A 21539-nucleotide genomic window follows, 5' to 3' on the forward strand; every position below is an offset into this window, starting at 1 on the left:
CTAGAGTGATGCACTCCAAAACACACTTCGGAGACCCGGATGAAAGCCTATGTGCTCGCATTCATTGACGTGGAAGACCCGTCAAGCTATGCCCCCTATGCAGCAGGCGCTCCCGCAACGATCGCGGCCCATGGCGGCAAGTACCTCATCCGCAATGGCGCCAAGGAACTGCGCGAAGGCACACTTCCGGCCGACCGCCTCGTCGTGCTGGAGTTCCCATCCGTGGCGCAAGCCCGCGCCTGGTACGAGTCACCCGAATACCAGGCGCTGGTACCGATTCGCCAAGGCGCCTCGAAAGGTTCGCTGGTGATCGTGGAGGGCTTTGGCGAAGCGCCGTGACATCGGCTTGACGATCCTCAGGTTCACGTCCACGCCCGTACCACGCGAAGAAGGATTCCTGCGTCCATGCCGGTCCTTGACACCATAGATCGGCGCATCCTCGCTGCCTTGCAGCGTGATGGGCGGATCTCGAACAACGATTTGGCCTTGGAAGTGGGGCTGTCTCCTTCTCCCTGCCTGCGCCGGCTGCGCATGCTGGAGGACACAGGAGTGATCCGCCGCTACACTGCCGTGCTGGCTCCATCCGAAGTGGGCTTGCCTCACACCTTCTTCGCACGGATCTCGCTGCGAGCGCAAGACGGGGACACCACCCAGCAGTTCGCCGCTGCGATGTCGGAACTGCCCCAGGTGCTGGAGTGCTATCTGATGTTCGGCGACTGCGATGCGCTGTTGCGGGTCGTCGCCAGCGATCTCGAAGACTATCGACGATTCCTGGCCCAACACCTGACCCCTGCCAACGGAGTTCGGCGCGTCCAGACCGAAATTCCCTGCACGGTGGTCAAGCAAACGCTTGAACTACCGTTGCATTGGCACGGAGCCCCTTCAGGCGAGGGGGGCCGGCAGCCATGATTTCCTACCAGCCCGCGACGTTCAACGCAACTCACGAAGGCTTGCCTTCGAACCTCGCCCTGGCTCTAGCCTTCCATCTCTCCAGGTTTGGCGCCAGCCCCAAGGTCAACCTTCGACATGCCATCATTGAGCAGGTTGATGTGGTGCAGCAGGGCGATCTTGTCGTCGAAGCGAAAGCTTGCAACCGCCTGGCGATAGAACTCGTAGATTCTTGGCTGGATATCGCTCCAGAACGCTCGCCCCGAGGGCAGCAACACCACTTTTTTGGCACGCCTGTCGGCGGGATCGACGACGCGCTCCACGTGCCCCTCACGCTCGAGACGCTTGAGAACCCCATCCAGACTTTGACGGCTCACGACCAGATAGTCCGCGAGATCGGAAAACGACATTCCGTCCTTCACCTGCGGGCGCGACAGAGCCCCCAGCGTAGCCCACTGAACTGTCGTGATGCCAAGCTCCTTGACGGACTGGCGATCCAAGGTATTGCCAGCCTGGAACAGGCGAAAAAACAATCGGTTGTGAACCGCGGAGACCGATTGATCGTAGTTGTCGTTATCGGATATGGGCATGTATGTATTCAGACAGTTTCAAAGACTCTGACAGGTAGGGCCAACGTCAGCTTTATCCGTCTGCGTGGAAACCTCAGTTTCTAGATCCTGAACACCTGGAATCCGAGTCAGATGCTCGATCTGGAACTGCCGACACTTCCCAAAAGCGGCGGCCCCCACTCGGAGCATGAAAGTTCAGGCCTCAGCCATCAGGTAACAGATCGCCGCACGCGGACGACGGATGGCCACCGTGCCGCGATTCATCGAGGCGCGTCTCGCCTATGCCCTGCGAGCATCGACAGCCCCTCGCTCATCTTAGCGGCATTACGCGAGGATATTGACATAATTTTTGACGCATTTGAAGGCCACGCCCTAAGCCCCGCCAGGTGCTCGCCCAGCCATTCAGCGCTGCTCATGCCGCCGCGGCGGCAGCCCAGATCGCCGGCGTTGCCAAGGTGATCCACGCCGACGGCGCCAGCCTCAAGGACGGCCTGGCCGAAAACCTGGCCGCCCAGGTGCTCGCCATCGCCAGCGGCTACAGCCATGTCCTGTTCCCCGCCACCGCCTGCGGCAAGAACGTGGCCCCCCGCGTCGCCGCCAAGCAGACGTGGCGCAGATCAGCGACATCACCAAGGTCGACAGCGCCGACACCTTCGAGCGCCCCATCTACGCAGGCAACGCCATCGCCACCGTGCGGAGCAGCGACGCCGTGAAAGTCATCACGGTGCGCACCACGGGCTTTGACGCCGCGGTCCCCACGGGCGGCAGCGCCGCCGTCGAAACCGTCGCAGCGGCCGCCGACAGCGGCAAGAGCAGCTTCGTGGGCCGCGAAGTGACCAAGAGCGACCGCCCCGAACTCACCGCCGCCAAGATCATCGTCTCGGGTGGCCGGGCCCTCGGCAGCGCCGAAAAGTTCACGGAAGTCATGACCCCGCTGGCCGACAAGCTGGGCGCGGCCATCGGCGCGAGCCGCGCGGCCGTGGACGCGGGCTACGCCCCGAACGACCTGCAGGTGGGCCAGACGGGCAAGATCGTTGCGCCGCAGCTCTACATCGCTGCCGGCATCTCGGGTACGATCCAGCACTTGGCGGGCATGAAGGACTCCAAGGTGATCGTGGCGATCAACAAGGACCCCGAGGCGCCGACCTTCTCGGTGGCCGACTACAGCCTGGAAGCGGATCTCTTCGAGGCCGTTCCAGAGCTCGTCAAGCAGTTGGGGTAGCGTACGATGGGCCGCCTGGCCTGCGCGACAGGCGGCAGTAGTCCTTGCATCCGAGCCGAGACTCCCTCGGCCAGTACTCGGGCGGGAGCTACATCCCCGCGTAGTTCGGCCCGCCACCGCCCTCGGGTGAGACCCAGACGATGTTCTGGGTCGGATCCTTGATGTCGCAGGTCTTGCAGTGCACGCAGTTCTGCGCGTTGATCACCAACTGGTCGGCTCCGTCCTTGTTGACGAACTCGTACACGCCGGCCGGACAGTAGCGGCTTTCGGGGCCGCCGAACTTGGCCAGGTTGACGCTGACCGGCACGCCGGCATCCTTGAGCGTCAGGTGCGCGGGCTGGTCCTCGGCGTGGTTGGTGTTGCTGATAAACACGCTGGAGAGCCGGTCGAAGGTCAGCACCCCGTCGGGCTTGGGATAGCTAATCTTGGGGCAATCGGCCGCCGGCTTGAGGTACAGGTGGTCGGCCTGCGTGCGGTGGATGGTCCAGGGCGGGGTACTCACGCCGACCTTGGGCAGGAACCACTGCTCGATGCCGGTCATCAGCGCGCCGATGGTGCTGCCCTTCTTGAACCACTGCTTGAAGTTGCGCGACTGGTGCAACTCGGTGCGCAGCCAACTCTGCTCGAAGGCCGCCGGGTAGGCTGCCAGTTCGTCACCGGCGCGGCCCACCGTCACAGCCTCGAAGGCCGCCTCGGCGCACAGCATACCGGTCTTGATGGCCGCGTGGCTGCCCTTGATGCGCGCTGCGTTCAGAAAGCCCGCGTCACAGCCGACCAGCGCGCCGCCCGGGAACACGGTCTTGGGCAGGCTCAGCAACCCGCCGGCAGTGATGGCGCGCGCGCCGTAGCCCACGCGCTTGCCGCCCTCGATGTGCGCCTTGATCGCCGAGTGCCTCTTCCAGCGCTGCATCTCCTCAAACGGCGAGAGCCAGGGGTTCTTGTAGTCCAGCCCGGTCACGAAGCCCAGCGTGACCTTGTTGCCTTCGAGGTGGTAGAGGAAGCCGCCGCCATAGGTGTCGTTGCCCATCGGCCAGCCGGCGGTGTGCACCACCAACCCGGGCTTGGCTTTGTCGGCTGGGATCTCCCACAGCTCCTTGATGCCAATGGCGTAGCTTTGCGGGTCCTTGCCCTCGTCGAGCTTGAAGCGGGCAATGATCTGCTTGCCCAGATGGCCTCGCGCGCCCTCGGCGAAAACCGTGTACTTGGCATGCAGCTCCATGCCGAGTTGGAAGTTCTCGGTCGGCTCGCCGTCCTTGCCGATGCCCATATTGCCGGTGGCCACCCCCTTGACGGAGCCGTCTTCGTTGTAGAGTACCTCGGCGGCCGCGAAGCCGGGGAAGATCTCCACGCCCAGGCCCTCGGCCTGCTGGCCCAGCCATTGCGTGACGGCCCCCAGATTGACGACATAGTTGCCATCATTGTGGAAGTTGCGCGGCACCAGGGCGTCAGGCGTGCGCTTGTGGCCGGTCTCGGAGAGGAATAGCACGTCGTCGCCGGTGACAGGCTGGTTCAGCGGCGCACCCTGTTCCTTCCAGGCCGGAAAAAGCTCGGTGATGGCCTTGGGGTCCATCACGGCGCCACTGAGAATGTGCGCGCCCGGTTCGGAGCCTTTTTCCAGCACGCACACGTTGATTTCGCCGCCCTTGTCGGCGGCCAGCTGCTTCAGGCGGATCGCGGCCGATAGGCCTGCCGGGCCCGCGCCGACGATGACCACGTCGTATTCCATCGCTTCACGCGGGCCGTAGGTGCTCAGAATGTCTTCAGGGCTCATTGGTGGGTAGTCTCCAGCGATTGTTCTTGTGCTGCTGTTCGGAACTCGGAAAAGCGACACGCAGCACAGGACGGTGCGGCGATCGGTCAGCTTGGGGCGTCAGATTTTTTCGAGAATCACGGCAATGCCCTGGCCCACGCCAATGCACATGGTGCACAGCGCATAGTGGCCCCCCAGCGTGTGCAGTTGGTTCACGGCGGTGGTGGCCAGGCGTGCGCCCGAGGCGCCCAGCGGATGGCCCAGCGCAATGGCGCCGCCCCACTGGTTGACGCGCTTGTCGTCGTCGGCGATGTCGAGGTCGCGCAGCACGGCCAGGCCCTGGGCGGCAAAGGCTTCGTTGAGCTCGATCACGTCCATCTGGTCGAGCGTCAGGCCGGTGAGCTGCAGCACCTTGCGCACGGCCGGCGCGGGGCCGAAGCCCATGATGCGCGGCGCCACGCCGGCCGTGGCCATGCCGACCACGCGGGCGCGGGGCACCAGGCCGTATTGCTTGGCGGCTTCCTCATTCGCCAGCAGAAGCGCGCAGGCGCCGTCGTTCACGCCGCTGGCGTTGCCGGCCGTGACCGTGCCATCGGGGCGCACCACGCCCTTGAGTATGGCCAGCGCCTCCAGCGTGGTGGCGCGGGGGTGCTCGTCCTGGCTCACGGCGATGGGGTCGCCCTTCTTCTGGGCAATGGACACGGGCACGATCTCCTGGGCCAGGTAGCCAGCGGCAATGGCAGCGGCAGCGTTCTGCTGGCTGGCCAGGGCCATTCGGTCCTGCGCCTCGCGCTCGATCTTGAAGTCATCGGCCACGTTCTCGGCGGTCTCAGGCATGGAGTCCACGCCAAACTTCGCCTTCATCAGCTTGTTGACGAAGCGCCAGCCGATGGTGGTGTCGTACACCGCGTTGCTGCGACTGAAGGCGCTCTCGGCCTTGGGCATGACGAAGGGCGCGCGGCTCATGCTTTCCACGCCGCCGGCGATCATCAATCGGGCCTCGCCGGCCTTGATGGCGCGCGCGGCCGAGCCCACGGCATCCAGGCCCGAGCCGCACAGGCGGTTGATGGTGGCGCCGGGCACGTCGATGGGCAGGCCGGCCAGCAGCGACGACATGCGTGCCACGTTGCGGTTGTCCTCGCCGGCCTGGTTGGCGCAGCCGTAGAGCACGTCGGCCACGGCGGTCCAGTCCACATTCGGGTTGCGTTCCATCAACGCCTTGATGGGCACAGCACCGAGGTCGTCGGTGCGCACGCCAGCAAGAGCGCCGCCGTAGCGGCCGAAGGGGGTGCGCACGGCGTCGCAGATGAAGGCTTGGGAAGTGTTCATGATGATTTTTGAATCAGGTTGAAAGCAGCGGATCGAGATCGCCCAACGAGAAGCCGTGACCGGCCTCTTCTGCCAAGTGCTTGAGGTCGGCTTCAAGCCGGGCTCGCTCCTGCTGGCGAGCCCAGAACACCGGGCCGCCCTCCCAGCGCGGAAAGCCATAGCCCTGCACCAGCACCACGTCGATGTCGCTGGGGCGGCTTGCCACGCCTTCGGCAAACAGCAAGGCGGCCTCGTTGACCATGGCGAGCAAGGCGCGGCGCTGGATCCCTTCGGGTGCAAGCGTGCGCCGGTTGATGCCGCGCTGCGCGCTCGCCTGCAGGATCACGTCGCGCACAGCCGCATCGGTGGTTTTCACCTGCTTGCCGTCCACGTAGGCGTAGTAGCCCGCGCCAGTCTTGCGCCCCAGGCGCCCGGCCTCGCATAGCCGGTCGAGAATGGCCACGTAGCGCTCGCGCGGATCGCGCGTCGCCGCCTGCGCCTTGCGCATGCGCCAAGCGATGTCAAGGCCGGAAAGATCGGCGACCGCGAATGGCCCCATCGCAAAACCCAGCCCAGTGAGCGCATTGTCCACGTCCTCAGGCCACGCGCCGTCTTCGAGCATGAACTCGCACTGGCGGCGATAGGCATTGTAGATGCGGTTGCCGATGAACCCGAATGCGTTGCCGGTCAGCACCGGCATCTTCTTGAGGGTCGCGCCAAGCGCCATGCCGGTGGCCAGCACATCGGGGGCGGTCTTTGCGCCGCGAACCACCTCCAGCAACTTCATCACGTTGGCCGGACTGAAGAAATGCAGCCCCAGCACGTCCTGCGGGCGTGAAGTCGCCGCGGCAATCGGATCGATATCGAGGTAGGACGTGTTCGTCGCCAGCACCGCGCCCGCCCGCGCATGGGTATCGAACTTGCGGAATACCTCCTGCTTGACGGCCATGTCTTCGAAGACAGCCTCGATCACCAGATCGGCCTGCTGCAGGCGTTCCCATTCGAGGCTGGTCTGCAGGCGTGCCTCATTGGACGACGCGGCCTCGGCGGAGAGCTTGCCCGCCGCCACGCGCTCACGGTAGTGATCGCCAATGTGCTGCCTCCCGCTTTCGAGCGCGGCCTCATCCTGCTCCAGCAGCAGTACGGACAAGCCGGCATCGAGCGCCGAGATGGCAATGCCTGAGCCCATCGTTCCGGCCCCGATCACAGCGATGGAGCGCACCTCGCGCGCGGGTGCCTGGAGCGCCGGCGGCAGCTTCGTAGCTTCCCGTTCAACCTTGAACTGGTAGCGCAGCGCTTGGGCCACCGTCGTGGGCACGAGGGCCAGAAACAGCTCGCGCTCCTTCTGCATGCCTTCGTCGAACGGCAGCGCGGATGCGGCCAGCGCGTCGAGCAGCGCGCCGTATGCTGGCTGCAGCTTTTGGCGGGCCGTGAGCTTTGCGCGTTGCGCGGCCACCGTTGCCTGGACTTCGGTGGCGTCGACCTCGCCATCCAGCGCCCGTGGGTAAGGAAGCCCCTTTTCAGCGAGCATCGTCGCGAGAGCGGCGGCTGCGCCAACCGTGTCCCCAGCCACGACGTCGTCGAACAGGCCCGACTTGGCGAGTTGGCGGGCGCTCTGGGGCTGCCCGCCGGACATCAGCGCATGGGCGGCAGCAATGCCCACCAGCCGGGGCAGCCGCTGGGTTGCACCCGAGCCGGGAATCAGGCCCAGGGTGATCTCCGGCAGACCGATCCGGGCCTTTTCCTGCGCGACGCGCCCATGGCAGCCCAGAGCGAGTTCAAGGCCACCGCCCAGGGCGACACCGGTGATGGCCGCCACGACGGGCTTGCTGCTCGCCTCGATGCGGGTGATGACCGTGCGCAAAATGGGGTCCTGCAGCTGGCGCGGCGTGCCGAACTCGGTGGCGTCCGCACCGGCGGAGAATGTCTTCTCATTGCCGGTCAGCACGATGCCGCGCACTGCGGAATCAGCCAACGCGGCATCGAGTTGCTGCACGATGCGTTCGCGCAGCGCGTGGCCCAGGCTGTTGACGGGCGGGTGGACCAGCGTGATGACGGCGATGCCGTTGCGGATGTCAAGCATGGTCAACCTCACGCGGCCTTCATCAGATGCTTGCCGACGACGAGCTGCTGGATCTGCGTGGTGCCCTCATACAGGCGCAGCAGGCGCACGTCGCGGTAGAAGCGCTCGACTGGGAACTCGTTGATGTAGCCCGAGCCGCCGTGGATCTGCACGCCGCGATCGGCCACGCGACCCACCATCTCGGTCGTGAACAGCTTGGTGCAGGAGGCTTGCATACTCACCTCCGGATCGCTGACGCCGGATGGCTTGGCGTCATAGCGGCGCGCAGTCCCCTGCACCAGCGCCCAGCCTGCCAGCAGCTCGGCCTGGCTGTCGGCCAGCATGGCCTGCACCAGTTGGAAGTCGCCAATGCGCTGGCCGAACTGCTTGCGCTGCTGCGCATAGGCCACGCTCTCTTGCAGAATGCGCTGCGCCATGCCGCACGCCAGGGCCGAGATATGCAGGCGGCCGCGGTCGAGCACCTTCATCGCCGTCTTGAAACCCTTGCCCGCCTCGCCACCGATGATGTTGGCGGCGGGAACGCGCACGCTGTCGAGGTTGACATCGCAGGTCCGCGTGCCTTTCTGCCCCATCTTCTTGTCGGGCTTGCCGAGCGTCAGGCCCGGCAGACCGGCCGGGACGATGAAGGCCGAGATGCCGCCCGCCCCCGCGCCGCCGGTGCGCGCCATCAGCGTGAAGGCGCCGGCGCGCGGCGCATTGGTGATGAAGCGCTTGGTGCCGCTGATGAGGTAATCGCTGCCGTCGGCCACGGCCTTCGTCTTCAGCGACGCCGCGTCCGATCCGGCGTCGGGTTCGGTCAACGCGAACGAGATGATCAACTCGCCACTGGCGATGCGCGGCAGGTATTCGGCCTTCTGTTCGGACGTGCCATCCATCAGGATGCCCTGCGAGCCGATGCCGATGTTCGTGCCCGCCACCGAGCGGAACGCGAGCGCCGTCTGGCCGAGTTCGTAGGCCACCTCGCACTCCTGGGCCATCGACAGCCCGATACCGCCGTACTCCTCGGGAATCGAGATACCGAACAGGCCGAGCTCCTTCATGTCGGCCACGATGTCGGCCGGCACTTCGTCGTGCTCCTCCAAATGGTTTTCGGCGGGCACCAGCCGCTCCCGGACGAAGCGTTGGACGCTGTCCTTGAGCAGTTGGAAAGTTTCCTGATCAAGCGCCATGGGAATCTCCTTTGAATGGGAGGGATTGTTTAATGATCGAATGAATTTGACAATTAGAAAGAGAGTGAACACTCTGTTCAATATTTTTTGACAGATCAACGGCAGCGCACTCACACTCTTCGTCGACATCGTGGAAGCGGGGAATCTCAGCCTGGCCGCGCGGAACATGAAGATGAGCCGGGCCAATATCAGCTATCACCTGACCCAGCTTGAAAAATCGGTCGGCATGCAGCTGATGCGGCGCACGACACGGCGGGTCGAGCTCACGGAGGTCGGCCAACGCCTCTACCACCATGGGTGTGTCATTCGCAATGAAGTGTTGGCGGCCAAGGAGTCGGTGGCCATGTTCGGCAAAGGCCTGTACGGCTCGGTCCGGCTCAGCCTGCCAACCGGCTTTGGGCACATAGTGATGTCCGGCTGGCTGATCGAGTTCAAGCGCCTATATCCCGACATCGCTCTCGATCTGCTGTTCGACAACCGTGTCGACGACCTCTTGCGCGAGGAAGTGGACGTGGCGATTCGGGTGATGTCCGACCCCCCGCAACAGATGGTGGCAATCGAGCTAGCGCAGGTGCGCTGCGTCACCTGTGCGTCGGTCGAGTACGCCTGCGGGCACGCCATGCCGTCGCGGCTGGAGGAACTTGGCGGTGTCCCTCTGATCACGTCGGCCGTGGCTGGACGCAATCTGAGGGTCTCGGCATACTTGGGCGAGGAACGGCGCGAACTGACCCTGCATCCGTAGAACAAAGGAAGAGTGTCACCGTTTCCGAAGGAATGTCGTCAATTCGCGCGGCAACGGCGCGGCAACCGGGCGTACCATCAAAAGAATCAAGGACTTACGCCCAGCGAACTAATATTGTCACCGGCTGAGGGTCGCGAAGTGTCAATCGAAGGCGTGCAAATGCCTGCACGGACCCGGAATGCTACGCCGGCTCCATCTGGCGAGCCGACATCGGAGAGCCGAAAGAGGTAAAGGTCCCTCTACCCATGGCTCCTGCATCCCAGGCCTTGCTCAAAGTACGAGCGCGCGAACGCTTTGCGTTGGTCCGGCCTCATGGGCCGTGGTCGGTCGGGTCGCCAGGCCCCGTTGCCATAGAATGCATGACAATGCGCGCAACGGTGTGGTGCCTCGAGAAGCTGCACATTCAGGCAATACGGCGCTTGATGTCCGCACTGCCTACATGCCGACTCCACAGGGCAACGATGCGCAGGACATCGACTCGCTGTCTCTAGTTGGTGCAAGAGGGAGTGGTACCCACGCACCATACAGAAATGGCAGTAGCGAAACACTTCGCTATAGCGTCGCTGATTGGTTTGCTCGATGAGTGCCATGTGCAGCGATTTGGTTGGCAAGCCCAGCGCTTCGTTCAGCCGAACGACATCGATGAATCCTCTCTGCGGCGGAAGGCTCTCGTAGGGATCGATGTCCAACCTTACCAACCGCATCACAGCGACGCCTGACAAGGCATTCGCCACTTTGAGTTTCCAGAGGATCGAGACGAGCGATTCCCGTGGATCGATCCACTTCTTGTCGAACACGTAGCCCAGCGCCGGAGTGAGCTTCGCCTCGTCGAGCGTGAGGATAGGGAAGCGGGCCACCTTAGAATGCCCTCACAAGGCAGCGGAGACGAGCACACGACCGATTGCATGGCGTGACTGGACGTAACCGGAATGCCGTACCGCGTGCGCCCATAGCGCTGGCTCGGGACAGTAGCCCGGGCAATCCCTGAGCTCGCTATCCTTTAGCAGGATCTCTACGGCACGGACAAACGACTCCATTGGGATCTCGAGAGCCCCAGGCAAGCTGGCCTTGTGGTGCGCCGTCTCGAACGCGTCCCACAGCGCGTCGGCATCGCTGACCAGTCGATAGCCAGCATCAAAGGCTTGCGGAACGTAAAATCGGGTAAAGCTCCATTCGCTACGCTCGGGATAAGCCGTCTCGTCATAGCCGCTCAAACACGTTGCCACGTCCTTCGCATTTCGTATGCCGTAGAAGGCCAATTCCTCGACCATCAGCCGCGCGACAATCTGAGTTTTCCCAGCCAACTGCATGGCCGTTTTCTGAGCGAGCAATTCCTGTTGCCCGACGAGGAAGGTGAACAACTTGATCTGCTGTCGATCCAGCGCATCGTGAACATCACGCAGCCATTCGTATTCATTGTCGTTGTAGCGCTGCGCCTCATCACAGAAAAGCAGAACCGTCCCACTTCCTGCCCGAGCGGCGGCCTCACGAATCCTCAGTGCGAGGCGCATACGTTTGGCCGGGTTGGCGCCAGCGTTAGGATCCGGGTCGCCAACCGCTTCAAGCAGGTTGGCGAAGAATGGTCCCTCGGCATGCCTCGGCTTGTGTTCGCATCGTGCGTGGTAGCTGGTCATCCGTGGGTGTTCGCGTGCCAACAGCAATCGCACGTACTCGATCGCCCGTGTCTTACCGATGCGCGACGGGCCGTAGATCAGGGCGCCCATAATTCTGTAGCGCAGACATCGAGTGACCAGTTCGTAGAGCTCTTCGATGGCCGGCGTGGCGATACGATAGTTGCCGGTGACCAAGGGGTGCAGCGATGGATCGATCGGACGCGGTATCTGAAGCGACATGATGACTCCCTCGCGGAGGACAGGGTTAAAAGACTTGGCCGGTACCGATAGACAGCTTCTTCGGTCGAGTCGGTGTTTTTTTCTGCTCGGAAGCCTTGTCTACTTTCTGCTCTGACGCGGCGTTCGTTGCGGTCTGCGCGGCGGATGCTCCCCGCCCCATCGCAGTTCGCGCCGTCGGCGCGGATGACAGAATCCGCTTTGCTTCCGCCAGTTCGGATGCCGCCTTCCGTGACTTCTTTGCCTGCGCCATCTTTCCGTCGACGTAGTCTCCGATGGGATCCGCATCAACGGGCCCACGCGACCGCTTCTTGTCTTTCTTCTCCTGATTGATTTGCTGGCGTAGTTTCAGGTTATGCCGTATCACGCCCCAAGCCCCTTGCGCCTCCAAGACCCCAAACTCAGCGCCGTCTGGTTGGAACGCGCGGACACAGCGAAGATCATCGGCATTCAGGTAAATAAGCAAGCTCTTGCCGATCAAATCCGTGCTGCACGCAAGGACGTTGCTTGTGTAGCGCACACCATACAAGTTGATGTGCGGTCGAACGCCCTGCTGGAGATATGCTCGTACGGTGCAACGCTTGGCCGATTGCATTAGACAAAGGGTACGGCGACGATGCTCGGGCAGCCATGTCACCAACTGTTCCTTGCCGCGAATGAAATACTCCATCGCTTCAAGCGGCGTGACATTGTTCAGGCCGGCATGCGGCGTGCCGTTGTAGCTCGCAATAGCGTATTCGACCAACTCCTCTAACTCGTCAAACGACACATACAAGCGTAGCTTTCCCTTCGGATCGGCCAGCGCGCGCCGCAAATCACGGGGATGCGAACCCGTGTAGCCAGGCAATCTGGAAGACAGCCTGCTCGCAATAGTCCCGAAGAAGCGTTCGATGTAGGGGCGATCATCGGGACTGTACTTCGGTCCTGTGTCTGCGCAACAGCCAACGAACTCACACAACGCGTCGAGCGTCTCCTTGGCGAGATTCGCCTTCGCGTTGTCCAGCTTCATCCATTCCCAGGTTGTATACGCCAGCTCTGGGAGGCGCTGTGAGGGAAAGCCGTCGTGCGGACCGTAGGCCAAGCCAGGAATCGTGAAGTCGCGCAGTCGATGCGGCTCCAAGGCCGACTCGATGGTCTTGATGACGTCGTAGCGGCTATACTCGCGGCCAATATGCGCAAGCCAAGAACGATCTGCTGATACTCGCAGGCTGTGTTAAAGCAGACACCTCCAAACACATAAGAGGATCTGGGCGATGATCGCAAGAAGAACCACCATCCGGCAACTACCGCTTACCGAGGTCGTTGACCGCGACACTCCCGGCGCGACGCCGGTTAGCATCACCACACCCGAGGGTGGCACCGTCTATCACACGGTCCCGCTCGCAGACCCCGCCACCGGCAAGCGGCGCGACGCACGACCGCAGTGGATCCCAAGCACCTTCCCTCTCTTTCCCGTTGTCCGACTTGCTGACGGCGCGCCGTGGGCTGAAGCGAACATCTGGCTCATCGATATGCTGGAGTCGAAGTCCTCGCCCAATATGCTGACGTTCGCCAGCATCGCTGACGATCTGGTGGCGTTCCGTCGTTACCTGGACGACGAGGATATCGACTGGCTAACGTTCCCCGCAAACAAGCGACAACGGCCGACCTACCGCTATAGCGCATCGATCAGGCTGGCCGTGCAGGCGGGCGAACTGTCTGCGGGTGTCGCGAAGCGTCGTATGGGTGCTATAGCCCGCTTCTATCGCTGGCTCATAACCGAAGCCGGCTTCAGGCCCGCGAACGCGCCGTGGGTTGAATCTGATCGCTTCATTGAGGTCAAGGACCAGAAGGGATTCAGCGGCGTGATCGAGGTCAAGACCACTGACCTGTCGATCCGCTGTCGCCGCGCGGAAGACCCGTGGGACGATCGCATTCAGGACGGCGGGCGCCTGCGCCCGCTCTCCTCTTCCGAGCAGTCGGTGTTGCTTGAATCGTTAGCCGCTCTCGGCAACATCGAGATGACGCTCGTTCATCTGTTCGCTTTGTTGACGGGCGCTCGCATCCAGACGGTATTGACCGTGCGCGCGAAACACGTAATGCGCAAGCCAGGCGAGTTTCACGGCGACGACATCCGTCTCGCCTGCGGGCCGGGTACGGGCATCGACACGAAGGGCGGTGTCAAGGGCGTGTTGCACCTGCCCCGGGGTTTCTACGAGCGGCTGTACATCTACGTGCACAGCGATCGTGCGCGCAAGCGTCGCCAACTGGCAGACGGCGGAGATGACCACGACCAGCCGCTCTTTCTGAGCCATCGCGGTGCGCCGCTCTACGATGATCTCGCATCGCGCGGCCCGGTCAGCACTGGCCCAAAGGTGCGCCGTCACGTCAAGACTGGACAGGCCGTGCGCCAGTTCATCAAGGACGAACTATTGCCCATGATGCGCGAGCGGCTCGGCAACCTCAGGTACGAGTTTAGCTTCCACGACCTGCGTGCAACCTTTGGGCTGAACATGGTCGACGCGATGACCGCGAATGAGACCAGGTACACACGGGCGCTCGATCAGTTGCGGCAGCTGATGTGGCACGCACGACTGTCCACCACCGAGGGCTACCTCAGCTACCGCGAGAACCGCAAGCTGTTCGACGCTGTGCAGGACAGCTGGGGCACACACCTGTCGACGCTGGTCACGCGCGCCCTAGACACCGGGGTGGCAGTATGAGCCGGGTGTACGAGGAAGTTCGCATGCCACTCGCGGTGGGCACGACGCTGCTGCATCCCGAGCGCGCGCTGCTAAAGTGGGAAGGAATTCGCACCCGTTCCGATATCGGGCAGATCTGCTACCTGACGCGTGACACGTCGAACACGCGGCACGCGCGGCACACGTTCGATCCCAGAAGCTTTAGCAGCGAACGCACTAAGGTTGTACGCCTGCTGGTGACGCAGCTTTCCGAGCGTTTGACCCTTGGCGCCTTGCGTCCGGAGACTATCTACGGTGCTCTGCGCGGCGTGCTTGACTTCGCCAACTGGGCCGACAGGCTGGGATTGCATCAGGTTCTCTGTGACGAGAATGCTACGGCGGAGGCAGTTCATCGCTTCTTTCGCGAAAAGCGTGAACAGGTCTCACTAGGCAAGCTGAACCACAATACCGTCGCGGGCATTCAGCCTAATCTGTTGTCGATGCTTCGTGAGTTCTTCAGAAACGACGACTTCTGCGCCGATGCGAGGGTGCTGCGCCAGCAATGGTATGCTAATGGAACGACAGTTGTGCCCGACGCCGAGGCACAAGCCGCCTTGCTCGCGTGGGCTGACGCGCTCTTCAGCAGCATCAGCACGCTGGTGCTCGACTTCAAGCCTTATCCGTTGCGCGTGACCACGGCGCGAGGTGAGAATCTTTGCCTCGTTCCGCACACACATGGCCGCAGAAAAGGGCACGACTCGTACGGCTTGCTTGGCTGGAATCTGGAGACGGGACAGCTGCGCACCCGGGAAGAGATCACGAGGCGCTTGGCCGAGGCTGGAGCTAACAATCCTCGCCATCGTTCGTGGGGCATCGCGTGGTTAACTGCCAAACATCTCGTGGCGGCCAACGAAGACGCACAGTCACCGATCCGTCGCTCGCACGCTTCGTTGGCGGCCTTTTGCTTCGCCACGCTGTTTCTGGCTGAAACGGGCGTCAGCCTCGCGCAGCTGCTGGCAATGAAATGGAGCCCGGAGCTCGCCGCGACCCTGCAGGATGCATCTGTTGTACGTCAGAAGTTTCGCGAGGTTAAGTACCGTGCAGGTGGAAGGGAAGTTGCGTTCACCGTCTCGCTGGCCTTCATGCCAAAGCTCAAGGCGTATCTGGCATTGCGCAGGTATCTTGTGCAGGACGAAGACTGTGACGCGTTGTTCGTCGTACTCGGGCATCATGCGCAGCTACGGCGGCTAACGGCTCTCTCAGCCCAGTTCCTTGATCGGCTTTATAGTCGGCTCGAGACGCTCGGGATTGTGCTGCCGCGCATCAGCGCTCGTCAGTGGCGTGCGGCGAAGCAGGATTGGGCGGTGAGCAATCACGGTCCTGTCGTTGCAGCCAGGCTGATGGGCCACTCCTTGGCCACGGCGCTGCGCTCGTACTCGAACGGCACGGACACCGCGCACAAGGCTGAGATGGGTGCATTCCTCGCTTCAGTCGAGAAGACGGTGCTGAAGGCTGGCAACGACCCGGCGGGCTCCATCAAGAGCGCGGTGGGCGTCTGCATCGAGTTCCACAAGCCCGCGCCGATCGCGGCTTCGGTCACCGTACTGCCTGACTGCCGCTCGACCGAAGGGTGTATCTTTTGCGATCAGTACCGCGTGCACGCTGACGCCGCCGACATCCGCAAGCTGCTGAGCTGCCGTCACTGCGTCAGGCTCGTAAGCGGGCGTGCTGACTCGTTCGAGCAGTACGAGAGCTCGTTCGGCGCGGTGCTGCGAAGGGTCGACTTCCTCCTGAATGAAATACGGAAGCGCGACGCCGCGCTGGTCGGTCAGATCGAGCACGACGTTGATATTGATGGAAACCTGGACGCTTTCTGGTCGACCAAGCTTGATCAGCTTTACGAATTGGGAGTGGCATGAACAATACGCTGATCGCGGCGCTCGCCGAGCGCCCAGACTGGTATCGGATCGAAGACGATGCGGTCGTGACACCCGACAAGGCCGGGAAAGCTGCTTCGCTGTTTGGTGACGACGCCTGGGACATCCGTGCATATACGATTGGATCGCGCCGCACCAGTATCCACTTTAGGGGTCATCCGCTTAACGACGCAGGCCGCACCCTTTCAGACGCGACTACACGTCAGTGGAAGCAGGTCATGTACTTTCTGATGCACGAAGCGAGCGAGACGGTACCTGCGTCCAGTACTCTTCAAGGTTGCTCAGTTTACCTGAAGGACTTTGCTTACTTTGCCGCCGAACGCCAGCTTACTCTTTATGAGGGGCTATCCAGCGTCGCCGTTGTTCTGGACTATGCGGCACAAGCCGGGATGGACATGAAGGCCCAACGCCTTCATTCGATTCTGGCGAAACTTTACCGAGTGGGCGCCGAGGCCACAGGGCTGCGCGTGCCATTGGCCCAACTGCATAAGCCCCTGCTCGAACGCTCCGCGCAACACGCCGGAAACTCCCAATACGCGGTCATCCCGACGCGGATTTACCAGCACTTCCTGTCGACCTGCGAGCATGATCTCGGGATCGCCGAGAGCGTCGCGAACGCGCTATCGGACTACCTCGCGCGCGCATACGCTGGCGAACGCCCTGACGTCTGTGCCTCACTGAAGACGGCTGCTGTCCACTTCGGGTGCACGGACTCCCCTTACGTCGTGATGTCGCTTGTGGCCTCGATCAGCGCGTTATGCCAGCTGGTCATCCTGTCGTTCACCGGCATGCGCGCGATGGAAGCAGAGAACCTGCCGTACGACTGTCTGAGGGAGACCCGGCTGGATGGTGTGATGCACTACGCCATCGAGGGCGTGACGACCAAGCTGTCCGGCGGGCGTCCCAAACGCGCATGCTGGGTGACGAGCCCGCTCGGTGCTCGCGCCGTCAGGCTCGCGCAACGGCTGTCGGGCGAAGCGCATCGTGCGCACGGCGCACCAGGCTACGCCGAATCGAAGGACGGTTCCCACCTGCTGTTCTGTCGGATGGGTCTGCATCTCAAGTACGTGGCAAACCGGGCGCCCACTACCATATATATCGAAGTCGAAGCTTTTCGTGAGCGCGTCTTCCCGACGATCACGGCCGAGGACATCGCTGAACTGAAGCGTGTCGACATGCACCGCGCATGGGAAGACGAACCGAAGTACGCGGTCGGGCAGCAGTGGCCGTTCACGCGTCATCAGCTTCGCCGCTCGCTCGCGCTGTATGCGCAACGCAGCGGCCTCGTCACGCTACCGACGCTCAAACGTCAGTTGCAGCACATCACGCAGGAAATGAGCATGTACTACGCTCGCGGCTCGGCGTTTGCGCAGGGCTTCATTGACACCGACAAGGCTCACTTCGCGAAAGAATGGGCCGAGGCACAGGGCCTGTCCGAGTACCTTGCGTACGCTGAGCAGGTGCTGTTCTCTGACGAGCGGCTGTTCGGGGGGCACGCAGCATGGACACAGAGCCGTGCCGTGCAGGCGTCGCCTGTGTCGGTCTACTCACGCGAGCAGACGGTGAGGATGTTCGGGAAGGGCGAACTGGCGTACCGTGAGACGGTGCTTGGCGGGTGCGCCAGCGTCGAGCCGTGCAAGTCGACGCCGCTCGATTGGATGCGTCTGGATTGCCTTGAATCGAACTGCCGTAACCTCGTGATCGTGCCGTCGAAGCTTCAGCGCGTGATCAAGGCACAGCGCACCACAGTCGAGAAGCTGCGCGCTGTCGATGAGGCGAGCGTCGAATGCCGCATCGAGGCACAGACGCTGCAACGACTTCTTGACGCGCAAGAGAAACTGATGAAACCGGAGGCCGCATGAGCGATGCCATGACCGACTACTACGCCGCCCTTGAGCGGCTGAAGAAGCGCAAGGGTGCGCGTATCAACAACGATACCGTGGCGATCGAGGCGGGCCGCAAGAAAGGCAGCATCAAGAAGTCGCGTCCTCAGTTTGCCGAGCTGATCGCAGCAATCGATGCGGCCAACGCCGTAACCGAGCGGCCAAAGCTCGAACTGACCGAACGTCTGAACCGAGCGAAGGGCAACGCGAAGGATCTGCAGGCACAGCTTGACGAGTCGCTGGCTCGCGAACTCGCCCTGCTGCGCCAGGTATTCAGCCTGCGCAAGGAGCTGGCCGCGCTGCGTGGCGGTAGTGTCCTGCCCTTGCAGTCGCGCTAGATCTCGAAATACGATATAGCAAACTTGTGGAGGAAGATGGACACGCGACGGACGTTGTGTCCACTTTTTCTCCCAATCTAATGGACGTCTCGCGGTCTGCCGATTCCAGTAATTTCAAGGCTCGGCCTGATGTCCATCTTTTTTCTCTTGCGCGTAGGCCAAGCCCAAGGTGAAAGCCCAGCACCGCACGCGTGCAGACGTCGATGATCGCAAGTAACCAAACGCGTTCGATCTCGAATTCATGCTCAAAGCCCAATGCATCGCGTACGACCACCTTGAGACGGATATCGAGTCGGTGACCGTCGAATTCTACGACCTGGTAGGGGCGCATGGCCGGCCGACTTTCCGCCTGATCGTAGTGCGGAAGCCCCTTCAGGTGCGTGGCGCCTGCCGCCCGTGCCGCGGTGCGGAAACTGCGCGACAACTCGTCTTTAAGGCGCGCGGATAGCGACCGAATGGCACCGCCTTCCGTATTGAAGGGGTAATCCACCGCCGTCAGGCCGAGGGACCGGCATTGCAACAGAAACTCCCCGTGCAGGGCATGCAGGCCGACCAAGCGCGTATGAAGTCGTCCATTGGTATGCACCTGTTTGAGCAACACGCGGCGCTGTTTTATTTTTAGGAGCAGCCATCCTGCCAGCGCCGGATAGCTTTCTAAGAAGAGCGCGAACGCGCCTGCTTTACCCCGTCCATCTTCGCTGGGCCGACCATTGACGGGACTTATGCGGACGTACTCATTGACCCGCACGTACCTCAGCAAGGCGCGGAATCCAAAGATGCGTCCGTCAGGATGCAGCGCCAAGCCTCGCTCGAGCCACCGATAGAGCTGTCGACGGTCCACGCCGGTTGCCTTCTCAATTTCCTTGACACTTTCGCCGCTCGCATAACGCTCGATGGCCTGCACTCTTACCTTCGTGACCTCTCGCACTTCGGCGTCAAGCTCCGTCCACGCTATGCTAGGCCACGCGTTCAAATCGAGGGATTGGAACTCAGGCTTTCGGCGCGGCATCATCAGGACTCCCTGACTGCAAACTTCGTCATCCACGACAATGCGTCGGTTCGCAGTTCCTCAGCATGCACGCGACCGGTATGCAGCAGATTGAAGATGGCGGCCCGCACGAGCACGGGGTCACCTTTCGAGAACTCTCGCTCGATGGCTGAAAGCGTCTTTCGACTGGCGACAAAGCGCTCGACCGCATCAAGCAAGGACACCGACACGAGACCTTGCGTGGCTATGATACTCGGCAGCATACGCAGCCAGTTTTCTATCCAGACGCGTGAAGCGGCGTGTTCGGCCGCGTCGACCAACCGGACATTGACCGTATCAGCGTTCAACTCGAGGCCCTCCTTCGCTTCTTCATCGATCACTGGATCCGGCAGGAGGATCAACTCTTGACGATCGGAGTACGAGACCAGGAAGTCTGCTAAGTGCCGCCTCTCTCGAAACTGAATGAATCCGGGGCGCTCACAAAAGTGGCCGATTGCCGGATCGGATTCGATCAAGACCCATTGATCGAGCGCACAGCGTCGGTAGAAAGTCAGCCGCCGCTTCAGCTTTGGACTGAATGCTTCGAAGCGGTGCGCACCGCGCGGGCGGACGAGCGCAACCGGCTCCGCTATATGCAGAGAATCTTCCATGAGATCAATGCCTTACGAGCGGGATTCGAAGTCTAGGACGCCAATTGACGAAATTAATCCGGACTAATGCGAATTGACGATTTTGCTTCGTGGGGAGTGCAAGCAATAGTGTCAATTCACCGGCCGGATTTCTATATTCGACGCGGGTTCCAGCTGGATTCCGGAGTGACAGACTTGCTCCGTTCTACGATGGAGGAACCTCGCCATCGAGGAGCCAAAGAGTGCGGACCACGAGCGGTTCGTGAAGGCGCTGTGCAAGATCGAACCCGTGGTGGGCGAGGTCCGCAGTCTCGCGCGGGAGTTTCTCGGACTCATGCACCGGCGAAGTGTGCTGCATTTCGATCGATGGTTGAAACGTTTGTCGTGCTGCGACGCTGAGGAAATGCCGCGGTGACCGCCTGGCTTGCCCGCTACGCAGACAGCACCGCGACGCTCACCACGTATCGCCGCGAGGTGGAGCGGCTGATCCTGTGGGCCGTGCTTCAGTTGGGCAAGCCCTTGTCCTCGCTGACCCATGAAGACCTGCTTGCCTACGAGCGCTTCCTCGCCGATCCGCAACCGGCCGCGCGCTGGGTGCTGACCGGGACCAAGAAGCTCGCGCGCAATCATCCGGACTGGCGCCCGTTTGCGGGGCCGCTGTCGCCCGGCAGCGTGCGCCAGGCGCTGGTGATCCTGAACGCCTTGTTCGCCTGGCTGACCGAGGCGGGCTACCTGGCCGGCAACCCGCTCGCCCTCGCCCGCCGCCGCCGCGCCCCCGCCCAGGCGCGCATCACCCGCTATCTGAGCCACGACCTGTGGGAGGTGGTCAAAAACACGGTCGCAGCAATGCCGGCCGAGACGGCGCGGGAACGCCTGCACGCGGCCCGTTGCCGCTGGGTGCTGACGGTGCTTTATCTGGGCGGCTTGCGCGCCGCCGAGCTGACGGCCACCCCCATGGGCGCGTTCTTCTGCCGGCGCGATGCCCAGGGCATCGAGCGCTGGTGGCTGGAGGTCACCGGCAAGGGCAACAAGACCCGGCTGGTGCCGGCGACCGACGAGTTGATTGCCGAGTTGGCGCGCTACCGCCGCGCCCACGAATTGCCGCCTACCCCGCAGTTCGGGGAGACGCGTCCGCTGGTGCTGCCGGTGATTGGAAAAGCGGGCAGCGAGAAACCGCTGTCACGCGGCGCGCTGCACCTGATCCTGAAAGAGGTGTTCGGCATGGCCGCGGCGCGCCTGCGTGCGCGCGGGCCGGAATGGGAGGCGCAAGCCGCGGTGCTGGCCAGTGCCTCGGCGCACTGGCTGCGCCACACCGCCGGCTCGCACATGACCGACCAACAGGTCGACCTGCGCTTTGTGCGCGACAACTTCGGGCACAGCTCGCTGTCGACGACGAGCGGCTATCTGCACAGCGAGGAGGATGCTCGCCATCAAGCCACGCAGGAGCGGCATCGGATCGGCTGGGGCAGCAAGAGGTAGACGCCCGTGGAAATTATTTCACCATCATGAAACTATAGTGGGCA

14 protein-coding genes and 4 pseudogenes are annotated in these 21539 nt (G+C 62.6%); 9 read left to right on the forward strand and 9 right to left on the reverse strand.

Translation table 11 applies throughout. The features are described from left to right. Positions 1-39 precede the first annotated feature (39 nt). Positions 40-339 carry a DUF1330 domain-containing protein gene (locus CTP10_RS39130; protein ID WP_058697499.1) on the forward strand — a complete coding sequence of 100 codons (300 nt, stop codon included), beginning with the start codon at positions 40-42 and terminating at the stop codon, positions 337-339. A gap of 66 nt (positions 340-405) precedes the next feature. Continuing rightward, entirely contained in the window at positions 406-909 is a 504-nt protein-coding gene (locus tag CTP10_RS39135; protein WP_058697498.1) for an Lrp/AsnC family transcriptional regulator, read from the forward strand. 65 nt (positions 910-974) lie between these two features. Here CTP10_RS39135 and CTP10_RS39140 read toward each other — a convergent pair whose 3' ends face one another. Then, positions 975-1478: a MarR family winged helix-turn-helix transcriptional regulator gene (locus CTP10_RS39140; protein ID WP_058697497.1), complete on the reverse strand. Its 504-nt coding sequence runs from the start codon at positions 1476-1478 to the stop codon at positions 975-977. 386 nt (positions 1479-1864) lie between these two features. Between CTP10_RS39140 and CTP10_RS39145 the strand changes: the two are divergent. Next, positions 1865-2679 (forward strand): annotated as a pseudogene (locus CTP10_RS39145) (electron transfer flavoprotein subunit alpha/FixB family protein); the annotation flags it as partial. Positions 2680-2767: 88 nt separating this feature from the next. Here the strand turns inward: CTP10_RS39145 and CTP10_RS39150 are convergent. The 4 genes from CTP10_RS39150 to CTP10_RS39165 form a co-directional block, all read right to left on the reverse strand. After that, entirely contained in the window at positions 2768-4450 is a 1683-nt protein-coding gene (locus CTP10_RS39150; RefSeq protein ID WP_058697496.1) for an electron transfer flavoprotein-ubiquinone oxidoreductase, read from the reverse strand. 99 nt (positions 4451-4549) lie between these two features. Then, entirely contained in the window at positions 4550-5758 is a 1209-nt protein-coding gene (gene pcaF / locus CTP10_RS39155; protein WP_058697495.1) for a 3-oxoadipyl-CoA thiolase, read from the reverse strand. Positions 5759-5771: 13 nt separating this feature from the next. Then, positions 5772-7820 carry a 3-hydroxyacyl-CoA dehydrogenase NAD-binding domain-containing protein gene (locus CTP10_RS39160; RefSeq protein WP_058697667.1) on the reverse strand — a complete coding sequence of 683 codons (2049 nt, stop codon included), beginning with the start codon at positions 7818-7820 and terminating at the stop codon, positions 5772-5774. A gap of 8 nt (positions 7821-7828) precedes the next feature. Further along, positions 7829-8989 (reverse strand): acyl-CoA dehydrogenase family protein, encoded by a 1161-nt coding sequence (locus tag CTP10_RS39165; RefSeq protein ID WP_058697494.1) that lies wholly within the window; start codon positions 8987-8989, stop codon positions 7829-7831. 94 nt (positions 8990-9083) lie between these two features. On the opposite strand from CTP10_RS39165, the pseudogene CTP10_RS39170 reads away from it, so the two are divergent. Next, positions 9084-9728: pseudogene (locus CTP10_RS39170) on the forward strand (LysR family transcriptional regulator); the annotation flags it as partial. 872 nt (positions 9729-10600) lie between these two features. Here the strand turns inward: CTP10_RS39170 and CTP10_RS39180 are convergent. Together CTP10_RS39180 and CTP10_RS39185 are read right to left on the reverse strand one after the other, a co-directional pair. Continuing rightward, entirely contained in the window at positions 10601-11584 is a 984-nt protein-coding gene (locus CTP10_RS39180) for an ATP-binding protein (protein WP_058697493.1), read from the reverse strand. Positions 11585-11738: 154 nt separating this feature from the next. Then, a pseudogene (locus CTP10_RS39185) lies at positions 11739-12752 on the reverse strand (integrase); the annotation flags it as partial. A gap of 82 nt (positions 12753-12834) precedes the next feature. Here CTP10_RS39185 and CTP10_RS39190 point away from each other — a divergent pair. Genes CTP10_RS39190 through CTP10_RS39205 form a run of 4 tightly spaced genes read left to right on the forward strand, consistent with a single transcriptional unit; the run spans position 12835 to position 18399 of the window. After that, positions 12835-14283 carry a site-specific integrase gene (locus tag CTP10_RS39190; protein ID WP_058697492.1) on the forward strand — a complete coding sequence of 483 codons (1449 nt, stop codon included), beginning with the start codon at positions 12835-12837 and terminating at the stop codon, positions 14281-14283. 23 nt (positions 14284-14306) lie between these two features. Continuing rightward, positions 14307-16160 (forward strand): hypothetical protein, encoded by a 1854-nt coding sequence (locus CTP10_RS39195; RefSeq protein WP_058697491.1) that lies wholly within the window; start codon positions 14307-14309, stop codon positions 16158-16160. Beyond that, positions 16157-18040, forward strand: coding sequence for an integrase (locus tag CTP10_RS39200; protein ID WP_116318642.1), 1884 nt, complete (start codon positions 16157-16159; stop codon positions 18038-18040). The genes CTP10_RS39195 and CTP10_RS39200 overlap by 4 nt, the downstream gene beginning before the upstream one ends. Then, entirely contained in the window at positions 18037-18399 is a 363-nt protein-coding gene (locus CTP10_RS39205; RefSeq protein ID WP_058698246.1) for a hypothetical protein, read from the forward strand. The genes CTP10_RS39200 and CTP10_RS39205 overlap by 4 nt, the downstream gene beginning before the upstream one ends. Here CTP10_RS39205 and CTP10_RS39210 read toward each other — a convergent pair. Both CTP10_RS39210 and CTP10_RS39215 read right to left on the reverse strand, forming a co-directional pair. Continuing rightward, complete coding sequence (locus tag CTP10_RS39210) at positions 18335-19444, reverse strand: helix-turn-helix domain-containing protein (protein ID WP_327077467.1); 1110 nt, start codon at positions 19442-19444, stop codon at positions 18335-18337. The genes CTP10_RS39205 and CTP10_RS39210 overlap by 65 nt on opposite strands. Then, positions 19411-20037: a hypothetical protein gene (locus CTP10_RS39215; RefSeq protein ID WP_058698244.1), complete on the reverse strand. Its 627-nt coding sequence runs from the start codon at positions 20035-20037 to the stop codon at positions 19411-19413. Before CTP10_RS39215 ends, CTP10_RS39210 begins: the two co-directional genes overlap by 34 nt. Positions 20038-20421: 384 nt before the next feature. Here CTP10_RS39215 and CTP10_RS39220 point away from each other — a divergent pair. Continuing rightward, positions 20422-21495: pseudogene (locus CTP10_RS39220) on the forward strand (tyrosine-type recombinase/integrase); the annotation flags it as partial. Positions 21496-21539: the final 44 nt, after the last annotated feature.

Origin of the sequence: Cupriavidus sp. P-10 (genome assembly GCF_003402535.2) — a bacterium.
Lineage (GTDB): Bacteria > Pseudomonadota > Gammaproteobacteria > Burkholderiales > Burkholderiaceae > Cupriavidus.